This window comes from Deltaproteobacteria bacterium (assembly GCA_016178705.1).
In the GTDB taxonomy this organism is placed as follows: Bacteria; Desulfobacterota; Binatia; order HRBIN30; family JACQVA1; genus JACOST01.
In genome coordinates, this window is the sequence record JACOST010000008.1 from 54786 (window position 1) to 78501 (window position 23716).

At 60.2% G+C, this 23716-nt stretch carries 25 protein-coding genes; 6 read left to right on the forward strand and 19 right to left on the reverse strand.

Annotated elements, in window-relative coordinates; all coding sequences use genetic code 11:
* Nucleotides 1-73: 73 nt before the first annotated feature.
* Complete coding sequence (locus HYR72_03580; GenBank protein ID MBI1814036.1) at nucleotides 74-1156, reverse strand: MBL fold metallo-hydrolase; 1083 nt, start codon at nucleotides 1154-1156, stop codon at nucleotides 74-76.
* Between the two features lie 137 nt (nucleotides 1157-1293).
* Between HYR72_03580 and HYR72_03585 the strand changes: the two genes are divergently transcribed.
* From HYR72_03585 to HYR72_03610, 6 genes are all read left to right on the forward strand, one after another.
* Entirely contained in the window at nucleotides 1294-1905 is a 612-nt protein-coding gene (locus HYR72_03585) for a TetR family transcriptional regulator (GenBank protein MBI1814037.1), read from the forward strand.
* Nucleotides 1906-1921: 16 nt separating this feature from the next.
* Nucleotides 1922-2947, forward strand: a complete 1026-nt coding sequence (locus HYR72_03590; GenBank protein MBI1814038.1) for a glutathione S-transferase C-terminal domain-containing protein — start codon at nucleotides 1922-1924, stop codon at nucleotides 2945-2947.
* A 17-nt stretch (nucleotides 2948-2964) separates the two neighbouring features.
* Nucleotides 2965-4632 carry a sulfatase-like hydrolase/transferase gene (locus HYR72_03595; GenBank protein ID MBI1814039.1) on the forward strand — a complete coding sequence of 556 codons (1668 nt, stop codon included), beginning with the start codon at nucleotides 2965-2967 and terminating at the stop codon, nucleotides 4630-4632.
* A gap of 36 nt (nucleotides 4633-4668) precedes the next feature.
* Nucleotides 4669-5094, forward strand: coding sequence for a DUF1330 domain-containing protein (locus tag HYR72_03600; protein MBI1814040.1), 426 nt, complete (start codon nucleotides 4669-4671; stop codon nucleotides 5092-5094).
* Nucleotides 5095-5134: 40 nt separating this feature from the next.
* Nucleotides 5135-5584 carry a hypothetical protein gene (locus HYR72_03605; GenBank protein ID MBI1814041.1) on the forward strand — a complete coding sequence of 150 codons (450 nt, stop codon included), beginning with the start codon at nucleotides 5135-5137 and terminating at the stop codon, nucleotides 5582-5584.
* A gap of 338 nt (nucleotides 5585-5922) precedes the next feature.
* Nucleotides 5923-6786, forward strand: coding sequence for a hypothetical protein (locus HYR72_03610; GenBank protein MBI1814042.1), 864 nt, complete (start codon nucleotides 5923-5925; stop codon nucleotides 6784-6786).
* A 95-nt stretch (nucleotides 6787-6881) separates the two neighbouring features.
* Here HYR72_03610 and HYR72_03615 read toward each other — a convergent pair whose 3' ends face one another.
* The 18 genes from HYR72_03615 to HYR72_03700 form a co-directional block, all read right to left on the reverse strand.
* The gene (locus tag HYR72_03615; protein MBI1814043.1) at nucleotides 6882-7907 is read right to left on the reverse strand and encodes a hypothetical protein; all 1026 of its coding nucleotides are present in this window, start codon (nucleotides 7905-7907) and stop codon (nucleotides 6882-6884) included.
* Nucleotides 7908-7963: 56 nt separating this feature from the next.
* On the reverse strand, nucleotides 7964-8851 hold the full coding sequence (locus HYR72_03620; GenBank protein ID MBI1814044.1) for a restriction endonuclease: 888 nt from the start codon (nucleotides 8849-8851) through the stop codon (nucleotides 7964-7966).
* A gap of 802 nt (nucleotides 8852-9653) precedes the next feature.
* The gene (locus tag HYR72_03625; protein MBI1814045.1) at nucleotides 9654-11171 is read right to left on the reverse strand and encodes a DUF4209 domain-containing protein; all 1518 of its coding nucleotides are present in this window, start codon (nucleotides 11169-11171) and stop codon (nucleotides 9654-9656) included.
* A gap of 391 nt (nucleotides 11172-11562) precedes the next feature.
* Nucleotides 11563-12963 (reverse strand): L-histidine N(alpha)-methyltransferase, encoded by a 1401-nt coding sequence (locus HYR72_03630; GenBank protein ID MBI1814046.1) that lies wholly within the window; start codon nucleotides 12961-12963, stop codon nucleotides 11563-11565.
* On the reverse strand, nucleotides 12935-14284 hold the full coding sequence (locus HYR72_03635; protein MBI1814047.1) for a hypothetical protein: 1350 nt from the start codon (nucleotides 14282-14284) through the stop codon (nucleotides 12935-12937). Before HYR72_03635 ends, HYR72_03630 begins: the two co-directional genes overlap by 29 nt.
* A 1868-nt stretch (nucleotides 14285-16152) precedes the next feature.
* Complete coding sequence (locus tag HYR72_03640) at nucleotides 16153-17130, reverse strand: tyrosine-type recombinase/integrase (GenBank protein ID MBI1814048.1); 978 nt, start codon at nucleotides 17128-17130, stop codon at nucleotides 16153-16155.
* Nucleotides 17131-17230: 100 nt separating this feature from the next.
* Nucleotides 17231-17902: a hypothetical protein gene (locus HYR72_03645; protein ID MBI1814049.1), complete on the reverse strand. Its 672-nt coding sequence runs from the start codon at nucleotides 17900-17902 to the stop codon at nucleotides 17231-17233.
* Entirely contained in the window at nucleotides 17899-19221 is a 1323-nt protein-coding gene (locus HYR72_03650) for a hypothetical protein (GenBank protein MBI1814050.1), read from the reverse strand. The genes HYR72_03645 and HYR72_03650 overlap by 4 nt, the downstream gene beginning before the upstream one ends.
* 161 nt (nucleotides 19222-19382) lie before the next feature.
* The gene (locus HYR72_03655; protein ID MBI1814051.1) at nucleotides 19383-19601 is read right to left on the reverse strand and encodes a helix-turn-helix transcriptional regulator; all 219 of its coding nucleotides are present in this window, start codon (nucleotides 19599-19601) and stop codon (nucleotides 19383-19385) included.
* Nucleotides 19602-19994: 393 nt separating this feature from the next.
* Nucleotides 19995-20174: a hypothetical protein gene (locus HYR72_03660; GenBank protein MBI1814052.1), complete on the reverse strand. Its 180-nt coding sequence runs from the start codon at nucleotides 20172-20174 to the stop codon at nucleotides 19995-19997.
* 164 nt (nucleotides 20175-20338) lie between these two features.
* Nucleotides 20339-20587, reverse strand: coding sequence for a hypothetical protein (locus tag HYR72_03665; GenBank protein MBI1814053.1), 249 nt, complete (start codon nucleotides 20585-20587; stop codon nucleotides 20339-20341).
* Entirely contained in the window at nucleotides 20584-21321 is a 738-nt protein-coding gene (gene radC / locus HYR72_03670; GenBank protein MBI1814054.1) for a DNA repair protein RadC, read from the reverse strand. Before radC ends, HYR72_03665 begins: the two co-directional genes overlap by 4 nt.
* Nucleotides 21321-21692, reverse strand: a complete 372-nt coding sequence (locus tag HYR72_03675) for a DUF2958 domain-containing protein (protein MBI1814055.1) — start codon at nucleotides 21690-21692, stop codon at nucleotides 21321-21323. Before HYR72_03675 ends, radC begins: the two co-directional genes overlap by 1 nt.
* A 192-nt stretch (nucleotides 21693-21884) precedes the next feature.
* Entirely contained in the window at nucleotides 21885-22082 is a 198-nt protein-coding gene (locus HYR72_03680) for a hypothetical protein (GenBank protein MBI1814056.1), read from the reverse strand.
* A 389-nt stretch (nucleotides 22083-22471) separates the two neighbouring features.
* A complete protein-coding gene (locus tag HYR72_03685; protein ID MBI1814057.1) occupies nucleotides 22472-22774 on the reverse strand; it encodes a type II toxin-antitoxin system RelE/ParE family toxin in 303 nt (100 codons plus the stop codon).
* Nucleotides 22774-23025, reverse strand: coding sequence for a type II toxin-antitoxin system ParD family antitoxin (locus HYR72_03690; GenBank protein MBI1814058.1), 252 nt, complete (start codon nucleotides 23023-23025; stop codon nucleotides 22774-22776). Before HYR72_03690 ends, HYR72_03685 begins: the two co-directional genes overlap by 1 nt.
* A gap of 76 nt (nucleotides 23026-23101) precedes the next feature.
* A complete protein-coding gene (locus HYR72_03695; GenBank protein ID MBI1814059.1) occupies nucleotides 23102-23278 on the reverse strand; it encodes a hypothetical protein in 177 nt (58 codons plus the stop codon).
* Complete coding sequence (locus HYR72_03700) at nucleotides 23275-23490, reverse strand: hypothetical protein (GenBank protein MBI1814060.1); 216 nt, start codon at nucleotides 23488-23490, stop codon at nucleotides 23275-23277. Before HYR72_03700 ends, HYR72_03695 begins: the two co-directional genes overlap by 4 nt.
* Nucleotides 23491-23716: the final 226 nt, after the last annotated feature.

Sequence of the window (23716 nt, forward strand, 5' to 3'; positions counted from 1 at the left end):
CCCGCGGACCGCCTCGCTAATGAACTGGCAGTAGTGGTGTCAATATTACCGCTTGTCGATCGACCCCGTCCGATCAATCGATCCGGCCCACGTCGATGGCATTCGACCCGACCGGCAGCGTGACAAGCAGACCGTCGTCCGCGAGCACCCAGTCACGCGGGCGCACGGCGTCGATCCCGCGCACGAACGCGCGCTCGACTAGCGCGACCGGCGGTGGTGGCGTCAGGTGGTACAGCACTAGGAACTTCACGCCCGCCTCGTTGGCAGCCTCCGCCGCTTGCACGGGCGACGTGTGATAACTGGGGATGTCGTGCAGAATCTTTGCGATGCGCGTGCGGCCGGTTTTCTCGGCCTCTTCGCGCATCATGGCGACGATGTGGTTGGCTTGCGCTTCGTGGACCAGGACATCCGCGCCCTTGGCCACGGCGATCAAGCCCGCGTCCTTCACCGTGTCGCCGCTCACAACGACGGAGCGGCCTTGATAGTCGAAGCGATATCCATAGGCCGGACTCACCGGTTGATGATTCACCGCGAAGGCGGTGATGGTGAGACCACCCTCTCGGACCACGACGGTCGGTCCCGCGCCCTCGGCCGGTCCCGCGATCACGACGGCCTCCAAGCGCCCGACGTCGGGCGGGAGGAGCGCGGCGCCGTGATGCGCGGTGCGGTAGCCCGAATCGAGGGCGTACGCCTCGGTGAAGCCCGCTACGACGCGCTCGACTCCCGGAGGGCCGAACACGCGAAGCGGACCGGGACGGCCCGCGGCCCAGGTCTGCAGGTTGAATTCGCCCAATTCGCCGATGTGGTCGGAGTGAAAGTGCGTGAGGAGAATGCCGCCGATGTTGCGCCCATCGACCTGCCACTGCGCGAGCCGATTCCACGAGCCGAGTCCGGTGTCGACCACCCAAAACCGGCCAGCGGCGAACACGGCCACGCACGCTTTGGCTCGCGTCGGATGCGGCATCGGCGACGACGTGCCGCAGAGCAGCACGCGCAGCGCGTCGTCACCGAGCAGTGTCGTCGGCGGCGCACTCATCCGTCGGGCAATCACCCGCCGCATGACGAAGTCCTGCACCGCCGGTACCCGCACACCGATGGCGCCAACCGCTCCTGCGGCTAAACCGATCCCGATCACCCAGAAGATCACTCGACGCATCGTCTTCTCCTCGTTCCCTCACCAGCGGGCCTGATCCATCCATCGATGCCCCACCCTTGACATACTGTCATACGATGTGTCAATAGATTGCTGCAACTGAGCTGCAGGGTCGCCTCAGACAGAGAGCACACAGCACGATGGCCACAGTCGCAACATTGACGAAGATTCCACACCATCTGGCGACCGACGGACGCGTGCGGCGTTCCCAGCGCAGTGGGCACTCGATCGTCGAAGCGCTGCTGCAACTCGTTGGCGAGGGCAGCGTCGCCCCGACGGCGCAACAAGTGGCAGTGCGCGCTGGCGTGGGCATTCGTACCGTGTTCCGCCGTTTCTCCGACATGGAGAGCCTGTTCGCGGAGATGGACGCGCGACTGCAGGCGGAAGCTCTGCCCCTGCTGCTCGGCGGTCGACCGGAGGGCCGGATCGAGGAGCGGGCGCGTGCGCTGGTCCGACAACGGGCGGCCTTGTTCGAGCGCATCGCGCCCTTCAAGCGCTCCGGCAACCTGAAGCGACAGCAATCTCCATTTTTGCAAGAACGTCACGCGCTGTTGGTACGGCAGCTCCGCGCCGACCTCCGGCGTTGGCTGCCGGAGCTGCGCCGGTCGCCGGCCGATCTCATCAACGCGCTCGATCTCGCTTTGTCATTCGAAGCGTGGGATCGGCTGCGCGTCGAGCAACGCCTGAGCCGGGAGCGGGCCCAGGCCGCGGTGGAGCAGATGGTGCTCGCCCTCGTGGCCAAGCTGCGGTGAGTAGGAGGTGATCCTCATGGTCGATCAACCGCTTCGTATCGTCGGTGCTCCCGGTTCGCCGTACAGCCGGAAGCTGCGCGCGGTGCTCCGCTACCGCCGCATTCCTCATGCCTGGGTCAATCAAGGTTCCCCGGAATGCCGTGGGTTGCCGCAGCCGCACGTGCAACTGCTGCCGCAGCTCATCTTGCCTGGCCCCGACGGTACGCTCGAAGCGCGCACGGACTCGACGCCGCTCATCCGCGATCTGGAGAAACGTTATCCCAGTCGCTCGGTGATCCCACCCGATCGCGCGCTCGCCTTCATCGATGCGTTGCTGGAGGACTACGCCGACGAGTGGCTCACGAAGGCGATGTTTCACTACCGCTGGGCCTTCGCCGCCGACATTGCAAACGCCGCCGCGATTCTGCCGCGCTGGTTCCGCACCAATCAACCGGAGAGCGACGCTGTCGCCAACGGCAAGATGTTCGCCGAGCGCCAGATCGAGCGTTTGCGGGTCGTCGGCTCGAATGAGGTCACCGCGCCCGTCATCGAGGAGAGTTACGTTCGTCTGCTGCGATTGCTCGACGCGCATCTGACTCACTCGCGATTTCTCTTTGGAGGTCGCCCCGCATCGTCCGACTTCGGCCTCTTCGGCCAGCTCACGCAGCTAGTCGGTTTCGATCCGACGCCCGCAGCTATTGCGCACCAGGACGCGCCGCGCGTCGTGGCGTGGGTTGACGTCACAGAGGACCTTTCCGGTCTCGAGCCCGACGAACACGACTGGACGCCGCGCGATGCTGTGCCGGACACGCTGCGCGCGTTGTTGGCGGAGGTCGGCCGCGTCTACGTTCCGTTCCTGCTCGCCAACGCCACGGCTCTCGAACGTGGGGCGGAGAAAGTCGAGTGTGTCATCGATGATCGGCCGTGGACTCAGCGGCCATTCCCCTATCAGGGCAAGTGCCTGCGTTGGCTGCGCGACGGCTACGCGGCACTTGCCGTGCAAGATCGCCCGGTAGTCGATGCGCTGGTCGCCGGTACCGGCTGCGAGCGTCTCTTCACTTGAACGCAAAGGGCACGGCGATGACGAAGAATCGATTCGTCCTGTTGCTAGCGCTAGTGGTGATCGCCGCGGGCGGTTGGAAAACCTACGGCTATCTGAAGTTGCATGGGCTCGGGCTGCTGTCGCGCATCATGGATCCGATCCAACCGCCGCGCGAGGTGACGTGGGAGGCGGGTCCGAGCGCGTCTGCGGCGCCGAGCGCTGAGCGGCCGCCGAACATCGTCGTCATCGTCGCCGATGACCTCGGCTACAACGATTTGACGTTCGCCGGCGGCGGTGTCGCCAACGGCGCGGTGGACACGCCGAACATCAACTCGATCGCGCGGGACGGCGTTCAGTTCACCGCAGGTTATGCGGGCAACGCGACCTGTGCGCCGTCGCGCGCGGCGATCTTGACCGGACGTTACCCGACTCGCTTCGGCTTCGAGTTTACCCCAGCACCGAAAATCTTCATGCGCCTCGTCGCCGGCATGACGCACGACCAACCCGGTTCGCTCCACGCGCCGATCTACCACGACGAGCGGGAGAAGGACGTGCCGTCGATGGATGATGAAGGCGTGCCGCCGGCGGAGATCACACTGGCCGAACTGCTGCAAGCGCAAGGCTACCGCACTCTCGGCTTCGGCAAGTGGCATCTCGGCGAAGCCAAGGCGATGCGGCCCGAGGCGCAGGGCTTCGATGAGTACCTCGGCTTCTACGCCGGCGGGTCGATGTATCTCGACGCCGACGATCCGCGAGCCGTGAACTCGGTGCAGGACTTCGATCCGATCGACACCTTCTTGTGGGCGAACCTGCCGTTCGCCGTGCGTAAAAATGGCGGCGATCGCTTTCGTCCTCCGGAATACATGACCGACTATCTCGCCAACGAAGCGGCTAAGGCGATCGCGGCGAACCGCAATCGTCCCTTCTTCATGTACTTTGCACCCAACGCGCCGCATACACCGCTGCAGGCGTTGCGGTCGGATTACGATGCGCTGGCGCAAATCAAAGACCACCGGTTGCGCGTGTACGCCGCAATGATCCGCGCCCTCGACCGCGCTGTCGGCCGCGTCTTGGAGGCGTTGAAGGCGAATGGGCTCGAACAGAACACCCTGGTGTTCTTCAGCAGCGACAACGGCGGAGCGAACTACATCGGCCTCCCCGACATCAACAAACCCTATCGCGGTTGGAAGATGACGTTCTTCGAAGGCGGGATGCACTCGCCGTTCTTCCTCAAATGGCCAGGAGCCGTGCCTGCCGGCACGAGCTTCACCGCGCCGGTGGCGCAGATTGATATCTTCCCAACGGCCGCAGCCGCCGCGCACGCGCCGCTGCCGGCGGATCGCACGATCGACGGCGTGAATCTGATTCCATTCATGCGCGGCGAAACGGCCGGACCGCCGCACCAATCGCTCTTCTGGCGCTCGGGTGGTTACAAGACGGTGCTCGCCGGCGGCTGGAAGTTGCAGGTGGCGGAGCAACCGAAGAAGGTCTGGCTCTTCCATCTCGATGAAGACCCGACCGAGCGCGTCGATTTGGCGGCAAAGAATCCGGATAAGGTGCGTGAGCTACAGGCCGTGCTTGCGGCCCACGAGGCCGAGATGGTGAAGCCGGCGTGGCCGTCGCTGATCGAGGCGGCGATCGACGTCGATCATCCCCTCGGCGTGCCGGAGCGCCCGGACGACGAGTACGTGTACTGGGAAAACTAGAGACCAACGCGATCAGCGCAAGCAAAGGAGAGCAAGATGAACGTTGTCAATCAAGTGTACCCCACCTTCGACCAACTTATGCCCCTCGCGCAGGATCCGACGCCGGGTCCGATCGCGATGGTCAATCTGCTCAAGTTCCACGACCGGGCGCAGTACCAAGACGGCCGCCCGAACGATGTCTCCGGACGGGAAGCCTACATGCGCTACGGCGCGGAGATGGGCCCGATCGTCGCGGCGGCGGGGGGCAGAATCCTCTTCTTAGGCGACGTACGGGGGCTCGTGATCGGCGAGGTCGAGGGGCTGTGGGATGCGGTCGCGATCGCAGAGTATCCGTCGCGCGTCGAGTTCCATCGCATCGCGACCTCCCCCGAGGTCCAAGCGATCGGGGTCCATCGTGAGGCCGGTCTCGCCGGGCAATTGCTGATCCTCGCCATCGGACAGGTTTTTCCACCGGTGGGTTGAGGCAGACTGGAGTTCCACCGGTCCAGGGAAGTTGTCCGCCATGCGCGTCCTACCGCCGAGCACCAATGCCGCATACTCCGGCTCGATGGTGTCCGCCTACTTCCTGACCTTGTTCAGCGTGCTGACCATCGTTCCGGGATGTATCCACACGTTCGCACCCGACGGGGGCGCGGGGACGATCGCGGGCCTCGACTTGAGCCAGAACGGCCGTGTCATCATCGCCGTCTTCGCCTGGGCCGGTGCCACCCAGATCGCCTTCGGTCTCGCCACCCTCATCGTTTCGCTGCGGTATCGTGATCTCGTGCCGCTGATGCTCGGTCTCGCTATCGTCGAGCGCACGCTTCATGCGCTCAACGCGTGGGTGATCAAGGGCGCAGGGGGACACCATCCGCCGGAACACTACGCCGTACTGGTTGGTCTTCCGTTACTGTTTGGCGCCTTCGTCCTGTCGCTGCGCGACCGCACGTCCACCGAAGACGCGACCGGCTGATGACGGTCGCGTCTTCGGTGCACAATCTTCGATCGAAGCAACGCCAGAGAAGCGTCCCCGACGGGATTTGAACTGGACCCCAGCGAAAAGAACGAGACGTTGGAAAGTCCAGAAAACCCGTGCCAATCAAGCGTTTCCGCGTCATCTCGGGCAAATGTAGACAGTCCCCAAATGACCCAAAATTCCCCCTCTCGGCCCACAAAAACTGCAACCGTTGCAGTTCGAAAACGACGGTCACCCCGTCGATCAGTCTGAGGTGCTTCCGCGAATCTACGGCTGTTGCTTGCGGCTCGAAAAAACAGGGCCAGGACGATATGATCAGCCGCAGAGGCAAACGAATGTCTCTAGCGATTGGTCCGGAGCACCTGCCGTTACCCAAAGACGCCGATGGCGTCATCCGGGTTGGTGGAAGCCGGGCGAATGGAGAAGACAAGTTCTGTCGGGTCCTCTTCGGTGATCGTTGGGGCGGGCAAGGCGAGGCCATGAACTTCGAATCCTCTTTCCGCCGCTTCGTCTCGGAGCTTCCGTATGCAGAGATCTACGACAATGGGTCCGGGGAAGGCAAAACAGCTGACTACCTATTCTTCGAGCGAAGGCTCATCGCCGAGTTGAAGTGCCTCGAGAATGATCCGAGTCATCAAATCCAGAGTTTGGCGGACCAGCTCGTGGCGCAGCGCGGAATAGTGTTGTACGGAAGCACCTCCTTCGTCCGTTTGTTTCAGTCGCAGCCGGACTCTGCAGCCATAAATGACGAGGCAAGACGCATTGCGAGCGTCTGTCTCAGGAAGCACGTGCGCAAAGCCAACGAGCAGATCCGCGACACACGGGACCGCGAACGGTTGGCCGATTCGCTGGGATTGCTAATCGTTGCGAACGTTGAGAATCGACCATTGACAGAGGAAGTCTTCTTGTGGGCGCTTGGTCGCCTACTGCGCGGCCGTAAGCGAGATGGCAGTCGCGTATTCAGCTCGATCGATGCCGCCCTTTACATTCCGACGCAGGAGCAACACTTCGTCCGAGTGTCCGAAAAGGGCCCATCGGTCGCGCGCTGCTGGTGGGTTTACCGAGATAATGGGCCGCGCGCGGGCTACCTAAGACGTATGATCGAGATCATCATCGGAAGATGGGCCGCATTCAACGGGGCGCCATACGTGAGTCATTCGGAAAGTCTTGAGTACTTGCGCTCGGGTAGATTCTCTTGAGTCTATTCCGACTGGTTTCGATACCGGGCGACGGTCGTAACGCCGCGGTGTTCCGACCTTGGGCATGTTCTCCGTCGCTGTCGCCATCCCGGCTATCACTTCATTTTATCGAAGTGAGCGTTGGAAAGGGTGAGCCACCCGCTTGCCAAGAACCCGTTGCGGTAATCCAACAGACCCACGATCAAGCGCTGGTTCAGCTTGTGTAGAAAACGCGGCGCGCGAAACGCCGCGTCGGACCCCTTGGTCGACGGCTGCGCGCCAGACCATCTGGCCTCGTGAAGCAATTCGTTACGTAGACAAACTGCGAAATTTACCCACGCGTCTTCCTCAGCGCCGAATGGCAGGCCGAACTCCCTGCACATGAGTTTGATCCTGTCACCGTGCTTGGGTCTCTTCCCCTTGGCCTTTCCATGGCGTCGAAACCGGCCGGGGCAAACGGTATCTGCGACCTTATAGCAAGCATCGGTCACAGTGTACTCCCACGAGAAGCGTTCCCAGTGCCACCTGTGGCCCGGAGCCCGGCCGTGCATGTTGAGGAGGGAGATCATGAGCTGTTGGGGTTCGGGTCCCCAGGCTCGCCACGTTGCATAGGCGTGGGAGACGAAGTCCTGAAGTACAAGCGGGACCGGATGGAGACTTTTACCCCCGATCGACACAGGCCCGTCAAACCACCAGTCCCAGAACTGAGTGGGTGCGTCGTAGAGGAAGCCGATTACATTCGTGACGAACCCCACAGATCCTTCCCGCTCCGCACCGGCGACGACATCATCAAGCCGTACGTAGTGCGACGTTGGAACACGGTGCAGCAACGCGGGGCCTTCCGAACCTGGAACCACGCTAACAAGATCGTCGGTTCTAGGATCGTGCTGCTGCCTCCACGAAAGGGGTGGGAACAGAATTCCTGGCTCAAAGCTGCTACTTGGTTGCGCCAGCAGGTTCTCGAAATAGAGGTGGTGCTGTACCCACTTCCAAACGTCATCATAGTTGGGAACAGGCTCAATTGCGCCTCCCTTGAACTGGCAACTCGCGTGAGATGGCAGGAAGCCAAACCGATCCCACCCGTCCCGCTCCGTTGTTGGCGGTGGCTGCCGATCATGCATCTCCTTCTCGACCAAAAACACTGTCAGGCCTCCCAACTCACGACGTCACTCCTGAGAAGATCCCTGCGCCTGCCGGGTCATCTTCCTTCGCTAGGGAGCCAAAGGCCACCATCGTCACGGCTCCAACCAAACCCTTCGAGCCATACTCGGAGGAGCTCAAAGTCGGCGAGCGCGAGTTCAAAACGCCACTCCTTGGCTTGGAGATCTCTTGCCTCTGTCGTAAAGCGGGTGGTCGTGGCTATCATGCCTACGTTCGCCTTGTGCTGCTGCCGAAGGCCAGCCAACGTTCGAATCATGCCGATACCGATCGGGTTGGCTTCAGAATATTTCTTGCAATCAACCACAGTGAGAACTGGCGAGATTCCGTCTCGCCTCAGCGCAAAGATGTCGACGCCGTCGTCTTTTGAGTAGCGCGTCAACGTGACTTCATATCCCATGTTCTCAATCAAATGGGCGACGACTTCCTCGAAGCGTCGAGGGGTGAGCTGATGGAGCCCCTCCGGATGCTGACGCAGTCCCTCAAGTAGCTGTCGATCGATGGTATCAACCAATAGGATAGTCTCTCTGTGAGCAGGAATGCACTCGTAGGCTCCTGCGAAACCTCTGATCTGAAAGCGATGAACGTATGCTCCGGGGAACCCGGCGGCCGAAAATTCGAACTCGATGTCGGTGCCGTTGTAACGGACCACGTGAAGAGTGTCGACGTACTGTGCATACTCGCCGTTACGAACTCGATCGAGAAGTTGCTCAACCATTTCTGCTGGGGGCACATCTGAAAGCCGTTTCACGGCCAACTCGATGGACTGCGCAAGAGCGTACACGCCGCTTACAGTCTCAAGGTCTTTGGTCGCACTGTTGAACACGAAGTCCCCGTTCCGCATCTTGAGATCGGTGCCACTGAACTTCTTGCTGCCACCGACACGAACGGGCCAATTGGCTGAAAGGTCAACCATTCGAGCTGTCATCTCGACCGCTTCGCGACAAGGCCCGGCAGCGGCTGTCCATACCGCTCTTGATTTGCACGGTCAGACCTCCTGCCACCCAATGAGACTGTTGCTTGCGTTTGCTGGGACGCAAAACTGTCGAACATGTAGGGACCGAAAAACACGCGGGGCCAATGGACATCGCGCAAACCGGTTGTGAAATAGATCGAGATACAAGCTGGCGGGATCGTCTGCTCTGAGCACCGCGATGCCACTAATGGTGGTGTTCGCGTCTGGTCGCATTCCGCGCTGCTTCCCGGAGTAAGTTGGACCGAAGGTCGGCGATTGGCATGGATTCACGGGTACGGAAACGTCAACCGTATCAATCCCCATCATGGCCGTCATCACTCCGTACGGATCAGTATGCAAGTGACAGTCTGTATTGTTGAAGATCACCACAAGTGTCGGTGACTTCCCGCTCGCAAGTCTTTTGAGTTGTGGGTTCGCTTCGCGTACCTGGCGACGAATTCGTTCCCCGGGGGTAGAGCCAAAGGCTACCACTTCACCGCGCGCGCGGCGTGCGGCAAGAAGTTTCTCCTCGGCGTTGGGATCGAGTTGTTTTACCTCCACGAAGACACGAACGGCGTGTGGAAATATCTCGTAATCCGGGCGCCTCTCCGAAGACTCAGGGATACGTCGCCATCGAACCCCGGCCTGACAGCAGAAGCTTTCGAAGAGTCTCTCAGATATGGTTGAAGCCACGGGGTCTGAATCCAAACTGACACGCTTGAGCCAAGCACGACTTTGCAAGCGTCATCTCAGACTGCCGTCGGGAGCGCTAGTGTCATTCCGGCGCCGACGCATCTCTACTACAGGCAGGGTTGGCCCGGACTAAAGACAACACAAGTATCGCGTGAAAGATACGATCAGCAACTTCCCGCCCAAATGAGGCCGGCAGCAGGAGTCCATGGCACACCGAGTTGCGTAGGTTCCAGCCGCGCGCATCCGTCAGCAGAACACGGAAGTACCAGGTGACGCGTTGGCCCAACACTTCCGCCACTGCCCCGTCTCTCAGCATTTCCTCAAGCGTGCGGACGAGAAGACCGCCGGTTCTCGATCTCCGATATATCTCCCCACCGTTGAGAACCAAAAGACGTCGCACGGCAGCTTCGATCTCAGGAATCAAGGTACAAGCTGTGGCATGGAATTCTCGACGGAGGTAGGCGGTAAGTCCACTTTCAAGCAACCCGTCCCTGGATCTCTCAAAGAGAAGCGTTCCAACGAGGTACTCAACGATGGTTTGCGCTGACGGTAAATGCTTCGAGAAAAGGGTATCGATCGACAGGCCAAGCAGGGGCGCCTGAACCTGCAGGTTTAGGGACCCATACAAAATCACTCGTCCGTCGAGATCTTCTTCTACGGAGCCCACGCTCGCCGTTGGTCGGCCGTCGGCATCATGAAGCACTTGGCGTATCCTCGACATGAGCGGCGCTTCCTTTGCCGCTCGTTCTACCGTCTCAGCGGCTGAAACGGGGTCGGGTAGGAATCCTGCCACCACTAGCTTGAAGCCATCTGCCAGGGTTGCGTCGCGAAGCGTCTGAAGATGCCTCTCGACTTCGTCTTTGGGAATATTCACGGTGGTCGAGACAGCAGCCATATGATCGGCCGCGCGGGTGTTGAGGTCCTTTAGTGAGTGAGCCACCAAGTTGGCCTCATCCTTCAGGCCGAACTCAACGAGTGTCTCGTGAACCTTGTCGATCCAAGCGGACGCCACCAAAGGCGAAGCCGACTTTGCTAACATCAGAAAAGCCGAGGCGTACAGATTCAGCACTCGGTGGACATCGGAGTCCTGTCGTTGGGCGCGATAGTAGCGAGCGAGTCTTCGAGCAGCTGCCTCGGCCGCGAACGGATCACACGCCGAAGCCTGATCCGACCTAGACACCCGCCCCAGTCGAGCTTCCAGATCGGTGATGATCTTCTTTTCTTGTGACAGCCCCAAGTATCCTTTTGCTTCGCCAATCAAAAGATCGAAGGAGAATCCCCACAGGCCACGCTTGCCGTCGATGGCGACGTTGTCTTCATAGGCGAGAATCGCATCAGCTACGCGCTGCTCACGCGTAGGATCGTTTGTCCTGAGGGAGAGTTCCAGCGCTCTTCGGAGTCTAACAATCACGATGCTCTCGAACTCGTGCAGAGCCCGTGAGGCGACTTCGATGGTTGCGTCGATGACAGCGTGCGCCATCTCTATCTTAGGAGCGGAGTCCTTGATCATGCGCGAGAAGTCCCACACGAGATCGGCGTACCGTGCACGCATGAGGGGGTGTGTTGTCTGCGTGGCACGTTGCTCCCAGTAGTCGATCATCTCAGGCGTCACGAGCTCAATGCTTGGCGACTCGACCCGTCGCCCATGTCCGTCTTGGCCAGTGATTTCCGGGCCGTAGTAGGTGTTCCAGGGTGATCGCTGTCGAGAGCCCCTCTCTGTGAACCTGAAGGCTATCGATTCGGCAGCTAGCGAAAGCTTCGTCACGGCGTCGGTTGCCTCTGAACCTTCACCTGTCTCTCCTAGTAGCCGGCCTATCTGAGCCGCAATCGAATATTCGGAGGTGCGAACCGGTCGCGACTCGATTTTCGCGAGTAGGGTTTGAAGTGGCGGACTTTCAGTAGACATGTGGCGAACCCCATCTCGCCAGCGCCGCGATCTCCGCTAACTCAGCGCTGAGGGCATCCTTGCAACGCAACTCAGGCCTTCACCTTCAAGAAGAGGGCTTCGGCTTCAAGAGGAACACCGCCCGGCTGACAGCCTTGTTCGCCGTCTTGATTACGGCACGATCGAGAATCTTGTAAAACGAATTCAATTCAAGAAATTTCGCCAACGACCTGACATCATATCGCCTGACGTGCAAAAGGGGCTGCCCGGTCGCCTTTGCTACGAAGGTGAAGCCCCTTGTGTCTCCGATGTCGCTCGGCGGCCGCTCTGTCCCTACCGATACGACACCAGCGATATCCTTAGTCGATCGCCTGACCGGAAACCGACTCCAGAAGAACTCCTGCACTGACCTAGGTTGCTTGACCAAATTGCTAAATGCATCCGCACTGACGGAATACCTGTCGCCCATTACAAAGGTGTCGAGGACAAATGTGTCTGTTGGCCTCATGCCACTTCGGAGGGCTCGGAGAAATATGGCTTCTGATCCTTCTATATTCCCGAACGTTCCCCCAAGCATGAGGAAGAGCCTGCTTCCCGACGCCTGATGGTTCAGTACCTTGGTGATCTCACTCATCCCGGTTTCGAAGTCGCCACATATGCCGAACGGCACACTCGTGTGCCTGTCCGCGTGATCCACATTCTTGGCAGCGAGGACCATCAAGTAGAAATTTATGTCGATTGGGATGAATCGCTTGGAGCCCTTCGATGGCAGTTGGGCCAAGACGGTGCTGTCAAGGGTGCCGACGCCTGGGCCAAAGGAAACCACGACGTTCACGTTCTGCTTCAATAAGTGCTTCCGGGTCATCCTGTTAATCGCTCTGGCAACGTCTTCGTGACCCCGTTTCCCGACGTATGTAGGGTCTGTTTCTACGGCCTGCCAGCAGCGTGCGCCCGCTGCACCGACGTAGAATGCTCTAGCGGACCAGTTTGGTGGGGTACCGGCAACAGGGATCGTTGCGTGTGCATAGTCGGTGACGGCGATCTGTAAGCCTCCCGCAGGCCCCACCGGGTCGGGCCTGTTGAACTGATCGCGGACCTTCGTAAGGTAGTCCATGTCTATGTACGTCACCCCAAGGAGGTCACTGGGGAGCTTGACTTCAGGGTCAGTCACAATGGCGACGCGACTGCGCCCGTGACGCGTGACAAACATTCCATACTCGAGGACAACGTTGTCTCTTGGGGCCCTGCGAGAAGCGCGTGGCTTGCGCGCGGGTGGCTTGGCACTCGCAGTGGAGAACCAGACGGTGTCGTCCTTGCCAAACACGAATACCGCGCCGTCGCACTCCGCCGCTAGCTCAATCAGACGGTCTAAAGTGTAGTCACCAGATCGGAATGCGCCGGTATCCCACCAGCACATGACGTTGTGGCCATCCCTCCGAAGCGCCTCGGCGATCCGACGCGCTCGCTTGTTTCGCTCGCTAGTCGAGCTTCCGACGAAGATCAGCATGTGTTTTCCGTCTTTGCGCAAAGTACGACGCCAAAACAAGAATAAGATGGAGAGATGGATATGCGATTGCCTTTCCTGTGAGCTGGATGCCGCTGCTTTCGACGGCCACAATGAGCACGATTGTCGTGAGCGATGTACCGAAGAGTGTTCGGGTTGTGAGCCGAAGGGCATTACCGGCGGCGAGGGGAAGAAGAACAGCGACGTATATCAGAAGGCCGGTCAGTATGAGTGCCAGGATCTTGTTGAAGTAGAGCGCGAGCGCGAGCGACGTGCTGTACACGAGTACGCTCGCGCAGAGAACTCGCGCCCTGTCTCCTCGGGTAGCGAAGGGGGGTACGCGCTTGAGGATGTCGTTCGCGCAGGACACGATCGCGCTGAACGCCCACCCATCGAGGGTTGATGCGATTGCGGCGAAGACGGCGACAATTGCAAGCACGCCAGCCCGCGGATAGTGGGTGGAGAAGAACAATGGCAGGGCTTTCTCCGGATCAGTGAGCACGCTGCCGTCACGTGCCAAGCTGAAGCCGGCGTAAATGCAGCCGGCCACGATCACGAAGTAGGAGAGGCCCCCCAAGAGGAAGCCTACAGCGGCGTGACCATAGGTCCGTGCAGCTTTGGCGCGAATTGTGACGTCCTGTGACATCGGGACGAAGAGGATTGAAAAACCCAGCAACAGGAATAGGTCCGCTGGCATCGTTGCGAACGGAATAGGGGGTTCGTGAGTCGGGGCGGCCGTGAGGGCCACATACACGATCGGCGGAACCAGAAGGCCGGTGACGAAACAGTATTGGAGCGCATCGGTCTGAGTCACGGACGAGAGGCCATTGGTAAGCACGTACGAGAAAACGGCGGCGGACAGGAGTGCCGTTAGAAGCGAGCCGTCGATGTTCGGGAAAAACGGGGAGAGTAATTTCGAGAGTGCCACAAATTGTGCCCCGACAAGCATCACATAAACTACGAGGCTGACACTCCCGGTGAGTAGCGCGAGACGCAAATCGGCCCCGGCAAGCAGGTCAGAGATGGTGATGCCTGCCCCGTCACGGTATCGGCGCAGGAAAATGATGGCTGCCAATGTGCCGAGGAAGACGGCGGAAGGATCGACTAGGCTCCACCAGGAGTACTGGTAGCCAAGGCCGGCCATGTTGAGGGTTGCGGCACCGCCAACAAAAGTCATGCTTATGCCGGCAGCGATGAAGAACCAACCCTGGCCGTGCTTGCTCAGGGCGTAATCCCTGAAGGTCACGAATCTCTTGCTTTTGCGAACGAAGAAGCCGCAACCAAGGAAGAGGAGTAGGGCAGCTAGGAGCACAAGCTGGTCCAAGATCAGGGTCCTTTCGCTGATTGGCGGGTACCAATTTCTCGTCCCCTCCACAAGGGTAGCTCCGATTGCGTGGAAATTCGCTGCTATCTCCCCTCCTAGGATTGGGAGCCCGGTACACTGGCCGTAGGGTGGTTGCGGATCTCACGCGACGGCGAAAAGTAGGCGAAACCGGCGAGGTAGATCATATCTCCGCTCGATCTCGTCGAGCGTGATGTGGCCCCAGGTTCGGTCGTAGACATCGGTGGCGTCCGGTAACTCTCGGGCCGAGAAGGCCCGCTGTCACGGGATGGGCTGGCCGCGCGCCGCGCGCGCTTTCGTGCTTGGTGGTACGTCGTCCAGAAGACGAATTGCTCTCGATCGTTCAGTCACCGTCGGGCTTGCAATGCCAACAATACTCCCAGTCCTTCCAGCCGTGGAAGTTGCAGACCAGCTTGCTACAACTTCCACACGGTCTGACATCAGAGGAGTCGTCGCAACCGGGATACGAGCAGTCTTCTTCCATCTATCCCTCCAATTCGCGTCGCAGTGATCTCATTATCTGCCGGCGAGCGTTTGCTCGCTCCTCGTGGGTTCCCGCTTACTTTCTTCAAGGGCGTGCTCAGACGTGCCGCAGTTCTTGAGGTAGCCAGTGATGCAGGTGTGGGTCAGAACGTGTACGTCCATCGCCGTATCGGTGCGGGCGGCTTCGGCTCGCCGGCGGATCATCGGAATGGCGCCAGCAGCCAAGCTTGGTCGTACGGCGAATTACCTTTTGAACTTACCCGTAGTCGGATCGTACACATGACCAGTTTTCACGGTGCGACCGCTCGAATCTTCACGGTAGACCTTTTGACGGTCGGGTCGGTCCCCGTCGCGATCACTCCATTTGAGACCCGTGTCCTTCCCCTTGCTGTCTCGAATCTTGTGTGTTGCCATCGCACCTCCCTCTAGTCGCTTCAGTCAGTATACACCTGGCGCCCCTATCGAAAAATAGCCCATTCCATGGGGCGGCCGTCTCGTTGCACATGGCGTGGTACGATCTCGTGAGAGTTCACGAGACCTTGCGTTGCACGCCTGCGACGGCGGTCAAGGTCACCGATCACATTTGGAGCATTGGTGAACTGATCGAACACGCGCTGGCAGCTCCGATTGCCCCAAAATACGCCCCCGGCACCACCAACTTCGGTGCGGCCCGGCGCGGAGCCGTTCAAGCTGCGGGTGATCCGGGGCGGCAAGATCAGTGCACCGAGAAGATTGGTCGTCCTTTTGTTCGACATCAAACCCAATAGCGGCTGGTGGCCCATCGTGGTAGATGAAAACCATGCCCGTCCTTGTGGGTATTCTGTTCATTGTTCTGCTTCCGGTTGTTGCCCTGCTTCTCCTATGGGAGTGGGTCAGCACTCCTACTCGCAAGAAGCACGACGCGACGCGTTGTACGCAGTGCAAAACGCCTTTCAACGCCGATGATCCCGGGACGTTGACAGACACCAGGTTAATGGGTGGTGGATTCTTGTATACCGTGCTGTGCAAGAGCTGCGTCGAGCGCGACCGGCTGAGTACCCCTATCCCATCGGCCCCTGGTAGTTCATATCGAAAACACTAAATAGGCCACTCACTGAGCGAAATCGGGTCACTGGCACTCAAATTGGGTCTACCTTCCAAGTCGGCCGGTTGTAACGAATGAGGTCGTGAGTGTATTGTACAGAGTTGCGTCGAGAGGAGGCGCGGAAAAATGGCAGACGGAGAGAGACCAAAGCCGAAGGAGCAAGTTCTCGGGGAACACAACAGGAACTGGCTCAACAAGACCCTGAAGAAGATCGAACGAAGCGATCCTATTCGCAAGGCCCTCGGAAGGAGTGGCGGTAAGAAGCGCGGATAAAGACCTCAGGTCAGATCACGATGCGCTCGATCTCGTCGAGCGTGATCTGGTCCGAGGTCCGATCGTAGAGTTTCGTCGTGCGCGGCGACTCGTGCGCCGCGATCTGCTGCGCGTGCTCTAGCGTTCCTCCGTTCTCGAGGTAAGCGGTGATGCCGGTTGCTCGGAACGTGTGACAGCCGATCTTTGTCCTGATGCCGACGTGCTTCGCGCGCCGGCGGATCATGCGCCAAGCGTCGGGCTGAGTCATCGCGTCTAACGATAGCGGTCGACCGAGCGCGGTGGTGAACGTCCGGAAGAGCGGTCCCTTCTTCTCCTCGCGAATGCCGGCACTAGCGAGGTATGCGTCGAGGTACTCTTCGAGCGTGTGGTGTACGGGCACGACGTGTTCCTTACCGCCCTTCTCGTGCAAGCGCAGCTTCCAGCGCTTGCCCTCGGGAAAGTAGTCGTCGACTTTCAGCGCGAGTGCAGCGCCGATGCGCGCAAACGAATAGACGAGCACGCCGATCAACGCGCGATCGCGAAGCCCACTGAGGGACTCGGTGTCGATCGCATCGAGAAGCTCGCGCGTTTCCTCCGCGGTCAGCACCGGTGTCTTGCCGCGCTTGATGACGTACCTCGGGCCGCGCACCGAGTGCGCCGGGTTCACTGGCATCACTTGCCCGGTCACCAACCAGTCGAAGAGCATTCGCACTGCCGCGAGGTGCTGCTTTACGCTCGGCTTGGCGTGCGTCTGCTGGAGTTGCTCGACGTAGGCGGCGACGACCGTTGGGGTAATGTGCGCAAGATCGCGGACGCGATGTTCGCCGCACCAACGAAAAAAGTCGGACACGGCGCGACCATACGCTCGTCGGGTGTTTACGTTCCGGATGTTCGCGGTGAAGAACTCGATGAAGCGCCACGACGCGCGGTCGCCGGCGGCGGCAATCGGGGCTGGGACCTGGTTGAGGCCGGCCTTGGCGAGCTGGCGATCGGAGGGGATCGGGGTCATGGATACTACGTATGATAAAGGACGTTATCATACGTAACAAGGAGCCGCGAAGCAGCCCTGGGAGATCTGCAACCACAAGAACGCAAATGGGCAACCGCCCTTACAGGCTGCCTGTCTTGGAAGGGCTGCGATTCCTCCCAATCGCGTAGGATGCCAAGCCGGTGAGCGCGAAAAGTACCAAAGCGTACCCAACCCATGAAACTACTGGTACTGCTACGGGTTCGGGACCAATCACTTGAAACTCAGGAGAGGGAGCGCTTGTTACGGTGCCGCGGAACAATGACGTTAGATCACCCTCACTGGGGAGGTTGGTGTCATTCACGTCAAGGTGCGCGACAACTGTGAACATACCCGCGATCGGGTTGGGTTGCCCTGGATTGCGTTCGGCCAGGGGCCCGACCCCTTGGTAGTTCAAAAACATCTCGAATGCTTTTTCTTGATCCGGTTGGAGCACCTCAGTGGCTGGCGCTCTTCCCTGTCCCAGCGTTCCTTTCGCAGGATCGACGAAGAATGCAGTTAGTCCGGACCGATGGATTAGCTTCAGGGTTATGTAGTTGTCCGGAAATGGCTCCATGGCCGGGATCACGAGAGGGGCCACACCAACGTTCTTCATCCGAACGGTCACAAACACCGGATCGTTTGGAGCAAAGGTAGTACCCTGCACTTCGGCGGTGAGTTGGAGTGGCTGGGCAGCCCCCACAACGGGGAACGTTATCCATGTCACCAAAGAGAAGGCGATGACTGGGAGAAGTTCTCTGCGTGCGTTGATCATTCGCATACACCGAGAAGTATACAGCCAATGTTCTTTATGAGAAAGTTGCTAACTAGGCAACTAGTTAATGCACGAGCGGTCACTGAAGCAAAGCTGACCGCGGCTGTTGTCGGGCTGCTGACTGCTCCGATCGGCAGATCAAGATCGAGACCGAGATCGGTAATTCTATGCTGACACCAAACGTTGCTGTTGTTTGAGAGTATGTGGTACGGGCCTTGAGGAGGAGCTGCTACCGCAGTTTCGAGGTATGCCACGATTTGCTCCAACGTCAGTCCTGGCGGCGGGACGACGGCCGTGCAGACCGATTGAAAAACTCCCACGAGCCCTCCCGGGCCGCAACCATTAGGCGGTGAAAAAGGGTCTCCGTCCTTCGCCGGCGTAAGGAGTCGGTCCGCGTACGCCCCATAGGTGTGGTGGGTTCCGTTCGAATTGGTCGTGAGAAAGTAACAGTGCCGGCCAGTCTTGGATGTGACACGTATGGAATCTTCTGGATCACTCGCAAGCGGGCGACAGATCAAATCTATAGACGTGATCGATGTGAAGGTGATGCTTACGTGACCGTCGCCCGATTGGAAACCCTGAGCGTGAGTCGCCCCCGGCGGATAGCTAGATCCGCCCCCACCGCCAGAGCCGAGGAATCCTCCCGTTCCACCACCACCACCGTACCACCCTGCGCCGCCGCCCCCTCCGGCGCGGTTACCGTTCCCGCCTCCGCCGCCTTGCCCGGCGCTTCCAGACGCTCCGTTGCCTCCACCCGACCCACCGTTAGTCTGGGTGCCACCACCACCTGGGGCGCTACCCCCTCCAGATGATCCAGTGATACCACCGCCATCTCCGCCGCTTCCGTCTTGGCAGCATTCACCACCACCACCACCACCACCAACCACGACGCGCTTGTCCGGCGTGTTACCTCCTTGGCGAATATCGGACGCACCGCCGCCGCCTCCTGCGGGGCCATTCGCGTCCACGTTGTCTATTCCTCCCGGCCCACCACCGTTAAACCCACCCGCTCCAGCGGTGTTCGGCGGAACAAGATCACCGCCATACCCACCGACATAGATGTACAGCGTCTCGCCCGGTGTTACGGCGAGCGTGGTCTGCACACGCCCCCCCTTACCTCCGAACTCGGTCGGGATACCTTCGACCCCACCTCCTCCCTGGGCGCCGCCCACGTCAACGTCGATCGATGTGACCCCGCTGGGGACTACCCAGGTTTGCTCGGTGCCGGTGAAGTCGAACGACTCCGTGGCGGCTGAGACATGCTGAGGCGTGATGACTATGCAGATGAACAGTAGACCCACTAGGACGCGAACTCTCATATGCCCCCCAAGAGTTCCAGAGCACGATCTGTCGGCAGCGCAATACTGCGACGTAAGACTACAAGTTTCAGGTTTTCTCGCTCGACCGCTGTCTTGATTTGCAGCGACCTCACGCGCCGTTGTTCCAGATGATCGTGGACCGACACCGCCACCGCATCTTGCTACTCTGGGAGCAACTCGCGAATCGGCACATCGAGAGCCTTGGCAATGTCGGCCAAGACTCGGAGTGTGGGATTGCGCTCACCGCGCTCCAGGCCGGCAATGTAAGTCCAGTGGTGATTGGCCTTCTCGGCCAGCTTCTCTTGGCTCCACCCACGGGTCTTCCTCAACATCCGAATGCGCTCTCCGAGTCGCTGTTGGATTGGCTTCACACAGCGCAGAAGACCCGTGGGAAGCGTATCCGTCTAGAGACCAGACTACCTAGCACTATAGGCATAGATGACCGGGGAGCGGCAAGGATAAAATGAGTGACGTATTCTCCCTCTCCGGGGGAGGCGTGCCGTTGGGCACGATGGCGGAGAGGTGGCGAGCGGAGCGAGACGGAGAGGTGGGGGCGCCCCCGAACCGTTCCCATGTTTTCAGCCGAGCAAAAGAAAAAGCCCCGGTTGCCCGGGGCTCTGTCTTCAGCCTGCCTGCATCAGACCGGCAAATCCCGTGGAGCACAATCGCGGTGGCAGGGCGCCTGAAACTCATCGTCCCAACCAGCCGAGAGGATCACAAGATCATCGTCCCTCTCGATGGGCCCGCCGCACACGTAGCACTCTGCGCGGGGATCACTCATCACGTTTCTCATCCTTCGCCTCAGGCAGCGGCTTCCCCGCGACCTCGGCGGACATCGAGAGGATCTTGTCGAGGTACTTCACAACCGCCCCGACTGCCACCGCGTTCCACTTGCCGCATCCGCACTTCACCCACAGCGGCTTGAACCCGCCCTCGTCTCTTTTTTTCCACATGGTGTTCTCGAATTTGGTTTTCGACCTTTTGCTCGGCTCGGCATCTGCCTCACCGCAAAAGATCGGGAGCGCCGGGAGCCCCGCCGCAGTCAAGGGAGAGGTCGCGCGGCACGCGCTCTCCAGAGCACCGCTCGTTCGAGACCCTTGACGGCGGTGGGGTGGCGCTACGCTGAAGAGACAGGTGAGGCAGAGAATGGATTCCAAGGTTCGGGCGCCGGGGGAAAAATCGCCACCAGAAAACGTTGAGTTTCGGTGGCTACCTTGGCCTTCACCGCTCCCGTTTGATCCGTCCTGGGGCTTCTGAGCGCGTCGGTTTTCTGCAGGATGGCCTCGGGGGGCGCCTGAACAAAAAAAGCCAACCTGGAAATAGGTTGGCGTTGATTGCGGTTGAATTGGATCGTGGTGCTGCTCACCAGTATCCATCGTCGACGAAAGACACGTAGCGGCCCTTGCCGATCACGATGTGGTCGAGGACTCGGACACCGACCAAGTCGCCGACCTCACGCAAGCGCCGGGTGATGTCGATGTCTTCCTTGCTCGGCGTCGGATCGCCGCTCGGGTGGTTGTGAACGAAAACGGCGCCGGCAGCGCTGTGGCGCACCACTTGGGCGAAGACGTCGCGCGGGTGGACGATCGAAGCGGTGAGTGAGCCCTTACTCACGAGGATGTCGCGAAGCTTGCGCTGTTTGTTGTCGAGCAGCACGGCGTAGAAGAACTCGCAGACCTCGGCCGCCAGATGTTCGCGGAAGTGGGCGTAGATATCGTGACTGCCGCGGAGCGGTTCTCCCGGTTTGAACTCGTGCTCGCCGTAGCGCTTCGCAATCTCGAAAACAGCGGAGAGGCGCTGGATGCCTGCCGGCTTGAGACCATACCCAGCAAGCTCGTCGGGCGTTGCGCCGGCGAGATGCCGGAAGCTTTCATAGGTCGTCGTCAGTTTCTCACACACGAGCGACGTAGCCGGTCCGAAGAGCTGAGTGAGAAGCTGCGCGTCGGTGAGCTCCACCGGCAGTGGCGGCGTGTTGCCGGTTGGCCAGCCACCGTGTGCGATGGTCGTCGCCGGCCCGTTCAGCGCACTGAAGTCGGCCACGCACGGCGTGATGTTCTCGAAAGGAAACGAGAACTGATGGCTGGCGTCCTTCGAGGCCATCAGCGGCATTCCTTCAAGGGCTTCGGCTTCCAGTAGAGGTCGCGCTCGATCTGCAGGCCTCCGGGGCCGCGGATCGCTTCTAGTTCCTCAAGCGAGAAGTAACCGAACTCGCGTTCATGGCCAACCACGACGCCGAAGCAGAGACGCTTCTCCCGATCGTACTCGGACGCGTACCACGTCCAGTTCGTCCATGGGGTGAAGAACTTCACCACGGCGATCGCGTTCTCACCTTGCTCCTCCTGGCTGTAGAGGGGCGGGAGTTTACGTGCGATCTCCTCCGGCACGAGCACGTTAGCGGCTTCGGCCTCCCGGCGGGCCAGGGCCTCGTCTTCCAGCAAATCGTCGATAGGCGGGCCGGTGTCGTTTGACATGTGGACCTCCTCTCCGTTGGTTGGTCGGGGTGTTCCCCCGTCAGTGCCGAGCTGACGGGACTGGCGGGGAGATCCGACCGGAGAGGGATCCACCGAAAAGATGTCGGCATCACGTCCAACGATGAGGAAGGCGAGAACGAGCGGAGTCAATGAAGGACTCCGCTCGTCTGCGGGGGAAGGACCGACGATCCTTCAGCTAGAGGGCGCCGACGTGGCGGGCCGTTGCGGCGTTCGTAAGATGAGCTTGCCGCTCACGGGCAACGCATCGAGCAGCACGGTGATGCTGCCGCTTGTGTCGCTCGTGAAGGCCACGCCGATGTCACGCCACCGGTCGCCGTTATCCGTCTGGACGACGGTGCTGACCGTGTAGTCCGGGCGTTTTCCCTTCATGGGACTATCCTCCTTTCCGCGATCTATTTTTGCTGACGGGCACACCCGAACGGGGGCCCGAGAGAGCTGCTCCTCATGGTACGACAGCACGGTGATCTGTCAAATCACCGTAGGCCGCTACCGACATCGGATTCGGATCAAGCCAGGACCACGTGTTTACCCTACAAGGCCCGGTCTTTGGGCGGCGTGAAGCCAGAATGTCTGTACGATGCGGCCAGAGGGGTTAGGGGTTTCCCCGTAGTGCTCATTGGAGGTTGGAAGATTTCTAGGTTCGCTTGCTGGGGCAGAAAGGGGGGCCCCGACCGGCTCACCGCAGAGCGTGCACGGATCCGTTTCCCCCGTCGCGACACGACCCGTCATCGTCAGAAACCTTGCATCACGCTCAGCGGCTAGAGATCCTCCAACAGAGGTGGAAGGTCTCGGGCACCGTGAAGGACACGAACGATGTGAACGCCGCGCGGAGTTGGTCGGTAGAAGATCACGTAGGTGCGGTGCGGAAAACTCCGGAGGCCGGGCGCGAGTTCGGGACGGGCTCGGCCGATCAGAGGAAAAGTAGCGAGACGGTCGAAAGTCGTGGTGAGGGCGTCAACGAAGCGATCAGACGCGAGGGGGTCACCCTCGGCGATAAAGAGCGCGGCGTCGAGAATGTCGAGCTGTGCCTGGGGACTCTTGGAAACAACGCCGCGCCTCATTACGCTTTCGCGGCAGCGATTCTCCGACGCACTTCGCGCTTAGTCTCCTCGGGATCGAAGAGCGTGGTCTTGCCCTTCAATCCCTTTTGGATGTCCTTGCGAAGTTCGTGAAGGCGCAAGGCGGCCACCTGGTCGCGTTCTTCGAGGGCGCGAAGCGCGTCGCGCACAACTTCACTGGCCGTCTGGTAGCGGCCGGTCTTGACCTTTCGGTTGACGAGCTTTTCCAGCTCGGGCGTGAGAGATACGTTCATGGAAGGAAGGCTACCACGGGATAGCAGTTTTTGGCAAATCCTGTTATCCGGAACCAACTGAAGCGACTCGCAAGGACTACCACAAACCGCGGCGCTTGCCGCACCAGTAGCAGACACGGCCGAGGGTGGCGCGGCGACAGTGCTGACACGCGCGCACGTGCGGTCCGTCGTTGAGGCCGAGGACATACTTCATGTGCGCGTGGTGACCTTTCCGGCGCGCTTCGTCGGCTTCGCGGGCTTTTCTCGTGCTCATGCTTCGAGTTCGATGATCGGCAAGCTCGATATGATGAGGTGATGCGCGGTGATCAGGCGATCGAGCGCCTGCGGAGTCGGGAAGAGTTCGTACAAGCGCAGTGCGTCGACGTACTCGTCGACGACGCGACGTTCGGCGCGCGGAAAGTACTCGCGGAGCAGGGCGCGTGTGGTGGCGTAGCGTTGCGCAAGTTGTTTCTCAGTGATTTGCATGGTGTGGTGCCGAGGTGAGCAACCGAGAAATGCACCCTTCGGTTCTCGGCTGCTCCCCATCCTCGGCCAGGGTCTCGGGTGCGATCAGGGTTGCCGCCGAACTTCAGATCATGGCCGCACAAGCCACGAACGATGTCACCGCAAGCGGTGGTGCGCGCTTCGGTTGCGCTACGGGAATTGGATCAGCCGTTGAGAGTCCCTGTGCATAAGAGGGACTCCCAAGAAA